The sequence below is a fragment of the Streptomyces sp. NPDC048600 genome, assembly GCF_055587025.1.
In genome coordinates this window covers 1-9,729 of record NZ_JBVJGZ010000004.1, presented here as the reverse complement: position 1 = coordinate 9,729, position 9,729 = coordinate 1, and the positions used below count along the sequence as shown (strand labels likewise).

The following is a 9,729-nucleotide window of genomic DNA, read 5'->3' as shown; positions in this document are numbered from 1 at the left end:
CCAGCACCTGCTCGAATCCCGAGTCCCGTCCCCCCGCCCCCCCCCCCCCCCCCTCCCCCACTCCCCCCCCCCCCCCCCCCCCCCCCCCCCCCCCCCCCCCCCCCCCCCCCCCCCCCCCCCCCCCCCCCCCCCCCCCCCCCCCCCCCCCCGCCCAGGTGCGCGAGGTGTCAGCCGGTGCGGTTGACGACGAACTGCGAGCCGGGCTCCACGCAGACGTCGCCCTCCGCCGAGTTCGTGATGGTCACCCCCGTCAGTGTCGCGCTGCCGCGGGCACCGCCCATCGCGAGGACGCCGCAGCCGTTGACCGACCTGTCGATCCGGACGTTGCTGACCTGCACGCCCGGCATCGCTCCGCCTCCCGTCTTGAACTGGATGCCGTCGTACGTCGAGTCGTGGATCTCGGTGTCCCTGATGGTCACGCCCGGGATGTCCGGGCCCTGCGCGAACAGGGTGATGGCACCGAACTCCTGGTCCTCGTTCCAGAACGCCCCGCCCGTGCGGTGCAGCGCGTTGTTGGCGATGAGGGTCTGCCCGGAGAACGGGATCGGGTCGTGGTCGGTGGCCAGCATGATGCCGGGGTAGTTCATCGTGTCGGAGACGATGTTGTTCTCGATCGTGTTGCCGTACCCGCCGTAGACGGCGATGCCGTTGGCGCGCCAGGGCAGCTGGACGGTGTTGTTGCGGAAGTGGTTGTCGTGGCCGACGTCGACCGAGGTGTCCTTGACGTACTTGCTGGCCCACACGGCGAGCGCGTCGTCGCCGGTGTTGCGGAAGGACGAGTTGTAGACGGTCGAGTTGCGGGTGCCGTTGGCGAAGTTGATGCCGTCGGCGTAGGTGTCGCGCACCCGCATGCCGGTGAACTCCAGGCCGTCGCCGGGATTCCACAGCTCGGGGATGTTGGAGTAGTCGCGGCCGACCCAGACGCCGACGTTGGCGTGCTCGATCCACACGTTGCTGATCTTCGTGTTCTTGCCGAACCGGCCGTTGAGGCCGACGCCGCCCTCGGCGTTGCCGTCACCGCCGCGGATGGTGCCGGAGCCGAAGATCGCGATGTCGGAGATCTTGGTGTTGTCGTCGATGTCGAAGCCGAAGTTGCCCTCGTGCGGGTGGTTGATACCACCCGCCTGGTGCGGTGGCGTCAGCGTGTACAGCTGGGAGTGCCACATGCCGGCGCCGCGGATCGTGACGTCACGGATGCCGACCTGGTTGTGGGTGCCCCGGTTGAGCGGGTCGTCGGTGAGGATCTTCTGCTCCTGGCGCCACTGGCCCGCGGGGATCCACACACACTCGATCGTGCCGTTCTGGTCGGCGGTGACGGCCCGCTGGATGGCGTCGGTGTCGTCGATGCCGTCGTTGGGCACGGCACCGTACTCGGTGATCGAGGTGCACGCGGCGGGCTTCTGCGACGGCGGCGCGACCTGCTCCAGGTCGACCAGGTCGACGACGTAGAAGGCGGCGGTGTCGTCGGCGTCGCGCTGGAGGCGGAACCTGGTGCCCGCCGGGTAGCTGCTCGCCAGCAGGGCGCTGGACTCGTCGAACAGCCGGCGCGCGTCTCCGCCCGGCGTGTTGGTCAGGCCCTCGGGCTGGTCGGTGTTGCCGTAGAGCCAGCTGTGCTTGGAGGACAGCGACAGCTTGCGCACGAACTGACCGTCGGCGTACAGGCTGAGGGTGGCCTCGCGGCCGCCACCGCCCGCGGCGTCCGGGATCGAGTTGCGGACCACGACGGAGTTGGCGGCGACGGTGGAGGTGAACTCGACGTATTCACCGGTGGTGTTGAGCCGTACCGACTTGCGGCCGGAGGACTCCGTGGCGAAGTTGGTGTGGCCGAAGGTGCGCTGCGCGTCCGCGGTCAGGAGCGTGCCGTTGTAGCGGGCGTCCTCGGCCTCGTACTCGGTGTAGGGGAGCGCCGCGCCGCGTCCGACGACGATGGAGCGGGAGAAGACGTTGTTGTTCTCGTCGGTCTCCTGGACGGTGTTCGTGGCGTCGGCGGTCGCGGTGAGCGTGGCGCCGCCATTGGTGGCGGTCCAGGTGCCGGACAGGGCGACGGAGGCGGTCTCGCCGGCGGCGACGGCACCGGTGGTGCCGTTCAGGGTGGTGCCGCCGACGGTCAGCCGGGTGACGGTTCCGGCGGGAACGGCCGTGGTGCCACGGTTGTTGACGGCGACCGTGAAGGAGACGGGCGCGCCGACCGCGGGCGAGGCGGGGTTGCTGGTGATGCCGGTGACCCTCAGGTCGGGACCCGGGCTCTGGCTGACGGTCAGTCTGTTCGACGCGGTCCGGCTGTTGTTGCTGTTGTCCAGCTCGGTGACCGTGTCGGTGGGGTCGACGGCGGCGGACACGCTGTAGGAGCCCATCGGGCGCTTGCCGACGGGGACGTCGACGGTCGCGGAGGCCCCGGCCGCGAGTGCGGGTACCGCGGCGGAACCGGCGACCGTGCCCTCGACGCTGACGTTCACCGTCGTCGCGGGCGCGGCGGCGGTGCCCGCGTTGCGGACAGTGGCGGCGACCGTGACGTCGTCCCGCTCGGACGGCGCCGTCGGCGACCAGGTCAGGTCGGTGACGACGAGGTCCGGGTTCGGCGCGGCCGTGCCCATCACCTGGACCTCGGCGACCTGGGCGCCGGGGGCGCCGGTGTTGGAGAAGAAGGTCAGCCGGAGGTCGGCGACCTTGCCGGTCACCGGGACGACGACGGAGTTCTGGCCGGAGGACGGGCTGAAGGCGTAGTCGGCGCGCGCCTTGAGCGTGGTGAAGTCGGTTGCCGACTCACCGCGTCCGAGCACCTGGAACGACTGGGTGCGCGGTCCCCAGATCTGCTCGGGGTTCAGCTTGACGACGACTCCGCCGACGTTCGCGTCGGCGCCGAGCCGGACCGTGAGGCTGGAGGGGAATCCGGCCGACTCCCAGTAGGTGCCGGTGTTGTCGTCGTTGGCGTTCGTCGCCGCGTAGTTCTGGGTCGTGGAGGTCGCCTCGATCGGCTTGCCCCGGGCGAGGTTCGTCCCTTCGGCCGGAGGCGGTTCCTCGGGGTTCTGCCCGCTCGAGCCGTAGACCTCCAGCTCGGACAACTGGGCAGCGTTCCAGCCGGTGTTGGACGCCACCTGCACGCGTACGTAGCGGGCGTCGGCGGACGGCAGGTCGATGTCCACGGTGTTCGCCGCGGCCGGGTCGAAGGACCGGGCCTGTGCGGTGGTGAGCGTGGTGAAGGAGCTGCCGTCGCTGCTGCCGAGCACGGCGAGCGACTGCGTGCGCCGCTCCCAGCCCGTGGGCAGCTTCAACGCCAGGCGGTCCAGGACGACTTGGGAACCGAGATCGACCTGCACCCACTGCGGGAAGGAACCGGTCGGACCCTCCCAGTACGACTGCTGGCTGCCGTCGGTGACATGGGCCGCCGGGTATCCGCCGAGCGCTCCGCCGGCCGAAGTCGGCCTGCCGAGGGCGAGGTTGGGATCCGCCGCCGGGGCGGCGGAGGCGGGGGCGGGATTCAGTCCGACGGCGATCAGTCCGGCGGTCAGCAGTCCGGCGGCTAGTCGGCTGCCGGTATGGCTTCGTCTCATGGTGCCTCTCCATGATCCGGGCGGCACGTGCCGTGCCTGCTCCGATGAGGGGTGGCGACTGTAAGCGACTTCTTGAGTAATTTTGTGCTTCATTTGCGTACGCCAGGGTGAGAGGTTTCTACTGCGTGACGACTTTGTCAACGGTTCAGTCAAGTTCCCTCTTGGTGAACGTGTCCGGGAACGACGACGGCACCGGTGTCGCACGCCGCTGGGGGCGGCGGGACACCGGTGCCGGTGAGGTGAGGGGTGTTCGGTCGTCGGTCGGCCGACGGTGGGTCAGCGGGCGCTGGGCGGCGGGGCGGTCGAGCCGCGGACGACGAGCTCGGGCTCGAAGAGGAGTTCGCCGGGGTGGGCCTGGGTGCCCTGGATCTGGGCGCAGAGCAGGTCGACGGCGGCGCGGCCCATGGCCTCGATGGGCTGGCGGACGGTCGAGAGCGGGGGTTCGGTGCAGGTCATGAAGGCGGAGTCGTCGAAGCCGACGACGGAGACGTCGGTGGGGACGGCGAGGCCGCGGCGGCGGGCGGCGCGGATGGCGCCGAGGGCGAGCGGGTCGCTGGCGCAGACGATGCCGGTGACGCCGCGCTCGAGCAGGCGCGTGGTCGCGGCCTGGCCGCCCTCCAGTGAGAAGATCGACCGCTCCACGAACTCCTCGGCCCAGGTCAGGCCGGCTTCCGCGGCGGCCGCCCGGGCGGCCGCCAGCTTGCGCCGCGACGGAACGTGATCGGCCGGTCCGGTGACCATGCCGATCCGCTCGTGCCCGAGTGAGGCCAGGTGGCGCCAGGCCTGCTCGACCGCTACCGCGTCGTCGCAGGACACACAGGGGAAGTCGAGTCCGGCGATCGAGGCGTTGATCAGGACGACCGGGATGCTGCGCTCGGCGAGCCGGTGGTAGTGCTCGTGCGGGGCGTCGGCCTGGGCGAAGAGACCGCCGGCGAAGACCACGCCGGAGACCTGCTGCTGAAGCAGCAGGTCCACGTAGTCCGCCTCGGAGACCCCGCCCTTGGTCTGTGTGCACAGCACGGGTGTCAGCCCCTGCTGGGCGAGCGCACCCCCGATGACCTCGGCGAACGCCGGGAAGATGGGGTTCTGGAGCTCCGGCAGCACCAGACCGACGAGCCGGGCGCGCTCCCCGCGCAGCTGCGTCGGGCGCTCGTAGCCGAGCACGTCGAGCGCCGTGAGCACGGACTGGCGGGTCCCTTCGGACACCCCGGGCTTGCCGTTGAGGACACGGCTGACCGTCGCCTCGCTGACCCCCACCTTCTTCGCCACCTGAGCAAGTCGTCGCGTCATGAACGCAAGACTAGCGCAATTTCTGCAAGTGGATTGCGGTTGATCTCAAATTTCTCGCAGTCCTTTCATGCAAGCGTCGGGGAGGTGACTCGGGTCTCCCTGGCGCACGGCACCCGGTCGGGCCGTCACCAGGGCGACGGCGCCGGCGGCTCGACCACGGGTGGGCGGTCGTCGCAGGTGATCGTGTTGGGCAGCATCCAGGGAGCGAGCCAGCCGCCGTCGTTGCCGCCGCGGTCGGCGAGCCTGAACTCCGAGCCGGTGGCCGGGAAGTTGAACGATCCGCAGTTGTTCACCCCGACAGCGCCGACGCCACGGGCGTCCACGTTCTCGAAGGTCGCCGATCCCTTCACGCGGGCGCTGAACACCGAGTTGCCGGTGCCGTCGACGCGTACGTCCTTGAAGTGGACGGCGGGGATGTCGTACCGGTCCTTCACGCCGTACTCGCTGACCAGCATGATCGCGTTGTGGGTGCTGTCGAGGTAGTGGTCGCCGGTGACCCGGACGTCCGCGTCGATGCTGCCGTCGAGGGCGTAGAACCAGATCGCGCCGAGGCCGATCCGCCAGTTGAGGTCCAGGGTGCCCGCCCGGACCGTGGTGTTGTCGGTGAAGCTGAGCCGGCCGGTGAACGGCTCCGCGCCGAAGCGCGACCCCGCGTGCAGTGCACTCCCCTCGCGGACCGGGTCGGCGACGAGGTTGCCGCTGACGGTGTTGTCCCGGCCGCCGTAGATCGCGATGCCGTTGGCGAGGGTGGGGGACTGGACGGTGTTGCGGGAGAACACGTTGTCCGCGTCGGCCGTCCGGTCCGACCACATGGCCAGGCCGTCGTCGCCGGTGTTGCGGACGAAGTTGTTGTGGACGAGTGAACCGGTCACGCCCGTGTGGAAGTTGAGGGCGTCCGCGATCTGGTCGGCGATGATGTTGTCGGTCACCCGCACGTTCGACATGGGCCCGTCGAACCACAGGCCGACCTTGGTGCGATGCAGATACAGCCCGCTGACGGAGGAGTCGCTCATCGCGCCGCCGATGGCGTTGACCTGATCGGTGTCGACGCGCTCGCGGACATCGCCCTCGACGGCGAAGCCGGACAGATGGACGTCGCGGCTGCCGCCGTCCTCGGCGCTTCTGCCGTACAGGCCGACGCCGGTGTGCCGGGACCCGTCGGGCGCGGGCTCCTCCAGGGTGACCTCACGGCCCTTGAGGACGGTGTACCAGTTGCCCGCACCGGTGATCGTGACGTCGTCCACGACGATGTGCCGGTTGACCTGGTAGGTGCCCGGCGGGAGGTAGACGGGTCGGTCCGTGCGCCGGGCGTGGGCGATGGCACGCTCGATCGCGGGGGCGGCGTCCCTGCGTCCCGTCGGATCGGCACCGAACGCCCGCACGTCGACACCCCCGCGTACCACCTGGGGCGGCGCCACGAGTTCGGTGTCGACGAGGTCGATCACGGTCCAGGCGGCGCGGCTTCCTCGGGGCACCGTGAGCCGTACCCGCTCACCCGCGCGGTACGTACGGTCCAGCCGCAGGCGCTGCTCGTCGTAGAAGTGCGTCGGCCGGAACGGCTTGGTGATCTGCGGTGCCGGTGTGGTGGCCGCGGGCACACAGGCGCACTCGGTGATCCACCAGTCCGGGTGGAGCAGGTCCGCCTGCGGGTCGTTGGTGAAGGGGTACTGGTTGTAGAGCCAGGAGTACCGGGACGTCAGGGTCATGGTGCGGCGGTGCCGTCCGTCGACGGTGACGTCGAGCGGGGCGGTGATACCGCCGCCGGTGGGGGAGTCCGGGATGCTGTAGCGCACGGTCAGGGCGTTGGCGGCACGCGGCAGGACGAACTCGACGTACTCACCGGGCAGCAGCCGTACCGCCTTACGCCCCGAGGCCTCCGAGGGCAGGGTGTAGGGGGTGCGGTCGGGGCCGATGACCTGGCCGTTCGTGACGGCGTTCTCCGCCTCCTGCTCGTCGAAGGCGACGTCCGCGCCCCGTCCGGCGACCAGCGCCGGGTCGAGCGCGGCCCGGGTGACGACGGGACGGGCGGGCTGCGGGGCGTGCGGCCGGTCGCCGGAGGAGGCGACGGCGGTGCCGTCGATCGCGGCGCCGAGTGAGACCAGGGCACACAGCAGCGCGGTGGTTCTGGCGCCGGTGACGGCCGGTTTGCGGACATGGCTCGTGGACATCGGGGGCTCGCTTCTGTCGTGGGGCCGTGCGGGGAGTGCCGGGCGGGCCCGGTCGGCGTTCGCCGGGCCCGCGTCCCCCGTGGACGCGGGCGCGGCGGACGGTCGGCGGATCAGGTGCGCAGCCATGCGGTGGTGTCCGGGGGGAGGGTTCCGTCGGGGTGGAGGGGGTTGCTGGTGAGGAGGAGGTGGGTGTGTGGGGGGAGGGGGACGGGGTGGTCGGTGAGGTTGACGGTGCAGGTGAGGCCGTGGGGGCGGGTGAAGGTGAGGATGCCGGGGTGGGTGGGCTGCCAGGTGAGGGGGCCGTCGCCGAAGCCGGGTTCGGTGCGGCGCAGGTGCAGGGCGCGGCGGTAGAGGGTGAGCATGGAGTGCGGGTCGGTGGCCTGGCGGTCGACGGCGTAGTGGGCCCAGTCGGCGGGCTGGGGCAGCCATGGCTCGGCACCGGTGCCGGTCTGTGTGCCGGTGGTGGTGCTGAAGCCGTAGTGGGGGGCGTCGGCGTGCCAGGGCAGGGGGACGCGGCAGCCGTCGCGGCCGGGGTCGGTGCCGCCGGAGCGGAAGTGCATGGGGTCCTGGATGCGTTCGCGGGGGATGTCGGCCTCGGGCAGGCCGAGCTCCTCGCCCTGGTAGAGGTAGACCGACCCCGGCAGCGCGAGGGTGAGCAGCGCCGCGGCGCGGGCGCGGCGGGTGCCGAGGCCGAGGTCGGTGGGGGTGCCGAAGGTTTTGGCGGCGAAGTCGAAGGCGGTGTCGGTGCGGCCGTAGCGGGTGACGGTGCGGGTGACGTCGTGGTTGCACAGGACCCAGGTGGCGGGGGCGCCGACGGGGGCGTGTTCGGCGAGGGTGTCGTCGATGGCGGTGCGCAGCCGGCCGGGCTCCCAGGGGCAGGTGAGGAAGGAGAAGTTGAACGCGGTGTGCAGTTCGTCGGGGCGCAGGTAGCGGGCGAAGCGTTCGGGGTCGGGCAGCCAGACCTCGCCGACGAACACGGCGCCGTAGGTGTCGGCGACGGTGCGCCAGGAGCGGTAGATGTCGTGGAGTTCGTCCCTGTCGATGTAGGGGTGGGGGTCGGTGCCGGGGTGGAAGTCGGGGAGGTGGGGGTGTTTGGCGAGGAGGGCGGCGGAGTCGATGCGGACGCCGGCGACGCCGCGGTCGAGCCAGAACCGCAGGATGTCCTCGTGCTCGCGGCGGACGTCGGGGTGGTTCCAGTTGAGGTCGGGCTGCTGGGGGGTGAAGAGGTGGAGGTAGTACTCGCCGTCGGGGACGCGGGTCCAGGTGGTGCCGGAGAACTGGGAGGGCCAGGTGTTGGGCGGGTGCTGGCCGTGCTCGCCGCGGCCGGGGCGGAAGTGGAAGCGGGCGCGTTCGGGGCTGCCGGGTCCTGCGGTGAGGGCGGCTTTGAACCAGGGGTGCTGGTCGGAGACGTGGTTGGGGACGATGTCGACGATGGTGCGGATGCCGAGGGCGTGGGCTTCGGCGATGAGTTTCTCGGCTTCGTCGAGGGTGCCGAAGGCGGGGTCGACGGCGCGGTAGTCGGCGACGTCGTAGCCGCCGTCGATCATGGGTGAGGTGTACCAGGGGGTGAACCAGACGGCGTCGACGCCGAGTTCGGCGAGGTGGGGCAGTCTCGCTCGGATGCCCGCGAGGTCGCCGGTGCCGTCGCCGTCGCCGTCGGCGAAGCTGCGGGGGTACACCTGGTAGATGACGGCGTCGCGCCACCAGGTGTCCGTGCGGGGCGGGTGAGGGGCTGCCACGTGAGGTCCTTTCGGGCAGGGGAGGGTACTCCGCCGCCGCCCCGGTCGGGCGGGGCGTGTCGGACACGGAACGGCGGCGGAGGCTTCGGGGATGGCACGGCCGCGTCTCGGGACGAGGGCCGACATCGCCGGTCTCGGTCCTGATGCGCGGTTGTCAGTCGTGCCGTGCCGTGCCGTGACTTGGCGGCCGGGCGGGGCGGGCCGTCGGCACACCGTCCCGCCCGGACCGGTCACTGGTTGGCGAGGACCTGGTTGACCTGCGCCTCGGCGGTGTCGAGGAGCTTGTCGATGTCGGCGTCCTCGTTGGTCAGGATGCCGGACATCACGTTGTCGAGGATCTTGTAGAGCTCCTGCGCCTTCGGCGGCTCGGCCTTGCCGGCCACCGGGCTGTCCATGAACGACCGGAAGTTCTCGACCGGCATGGTGGCGTTGGCCGCGCGGGCCGCGTCGTCCGTCTTCTTCGACTCGCCGGTCCAGAAGTTGGGCTGCGGCACGCCCACCGGGAGCTTGTCGGCCCTGGTGCGCGGCCAGTTGAACTGACCCTTGCCGACGGTGAGGTTCTTGAAGTTCAGCCAGGCCACGGCCGCCTTCACCTTGTCCGGCGAAATCCCCTGCTTGACCATGTAGTTGTTGCCGCCGGCCAGCGTGTTCGTCCCGCCCGGGATCGGCCCCATGCCGAAGTTCTCGTACTCCGCGCCCAGCTGCTGCACCATGTACGCGATGTCGTCCGGCGCCGCCAGGAACATCCCCAGCTTGTCCGTGGCGATCTGCTTCTGCAGGTCACCCCACTTCAGCAGCTGGGTCCTGCCCATGCTGTCGTCCTCCCAGCGCATCGCGTGGAGGTTCTGCGCGACCTGCCGGCCGATGTCGTCGTTGAACGCCGCCCTCTTCCCGCTCGCGTCCACCACGTCACCGCCGCGGCTGTACATCTGCGCGGTGAAGTGCCAGCCGCCGGTGTTCGCCGCGCTGTACTCACCGAAC

At 71.0% G+C, this 9,729-nt stretch carries 5 protein-coding genes; all 5 read right to left on the bottom strand.

Annotation, left to right across the window (positions count from 1 at the left end; genetic code table 11):
• Positions 1–167: 167 nt before the first annotated feature.
• A complete protein-coding gene (locus ACZ6SQ_RS06265) occupies positions 168–3,551 on the bottom strand; it encodes a CARDB domain-containing protein (RefSeq protein WP_469557242.1) in 3,384 nt (1,127 codons plus the stop codon).
• A gap of 276 nt (positions 3,552–3,827) precedes the next feature.
• The gene (locus tag ACZ6SQ_RS06260) at positions 3,828–4,841 is read right to left on the bottom strand and encodes a LacI family DNA-binding transcriptional regulator (protein ID WP_469557241.1); all 1,014 of its coding nucleotides are present in this window, start codon (positions 4,839–4,841) and stop codon (positions 3,828–3,830) included.
• Between the two features lie 125 nt (positions 4,842–4,966).
• On the bottom strand, positions 4,967–7,009 hold the full coding sequence (locus ACZ6SQ_RS06255; RefSeq protein WP_469557239.1) for a glycosyl hydrolase family 28-related protein: 2,043 nt from the start codon (positions 7,007–7,009) through the stop codon (positions 4,967–4,969).
• Between the two features lie 110 nt (positions 7,010–7,119).
• A complete protein-coding gene (locus ACZ6SQ_RS06250; protein WP_469557237.1) occupies positions 7,120–8,748 on the bottom strand; it encodes a glycoside hydrolase family 13 protein in 1,629 nt (542 codons plus the stop codon).
• Positions 8,749–8,978: 230 nt separating this feature from the next.
• Positions 8,979–9,729, bottom strand: a 751-nt coding sequence (locus ACZ6SQ_RS06245; RefSeq protein ID WP_469557235.1) for an extracellular solute-binding protein, incomplete at its 5' end; no start/stop codon positions are given.

Excerpts from the sequence above, each read along its gene's own strand:
- ACZ6SQ_RS06265 (WP_469557242.1), bottom strand. The coding sequence starts at position 3,551 with ATGAGACGAAGCCATACCGGCAGCCGACTAGCCGCCGGACTGCTGACC.
- ACZ6SQ_RS06255 (WP_469557239.1), bottom strand. The coding sequence starts at position 7,009 with ATGTCCACGAGCCATGTCCGCAAACCGGCCGTCACCGGCGCCAGAACC.
- ACZ6SQ_RS06260 (WP_469557241.1), bottom strand. The coding sequence starts at position 4,841 with ATGACGCGACGACTTGCTCAGGTGGCGAAGAAGGTGGGGGTCAGCGAG.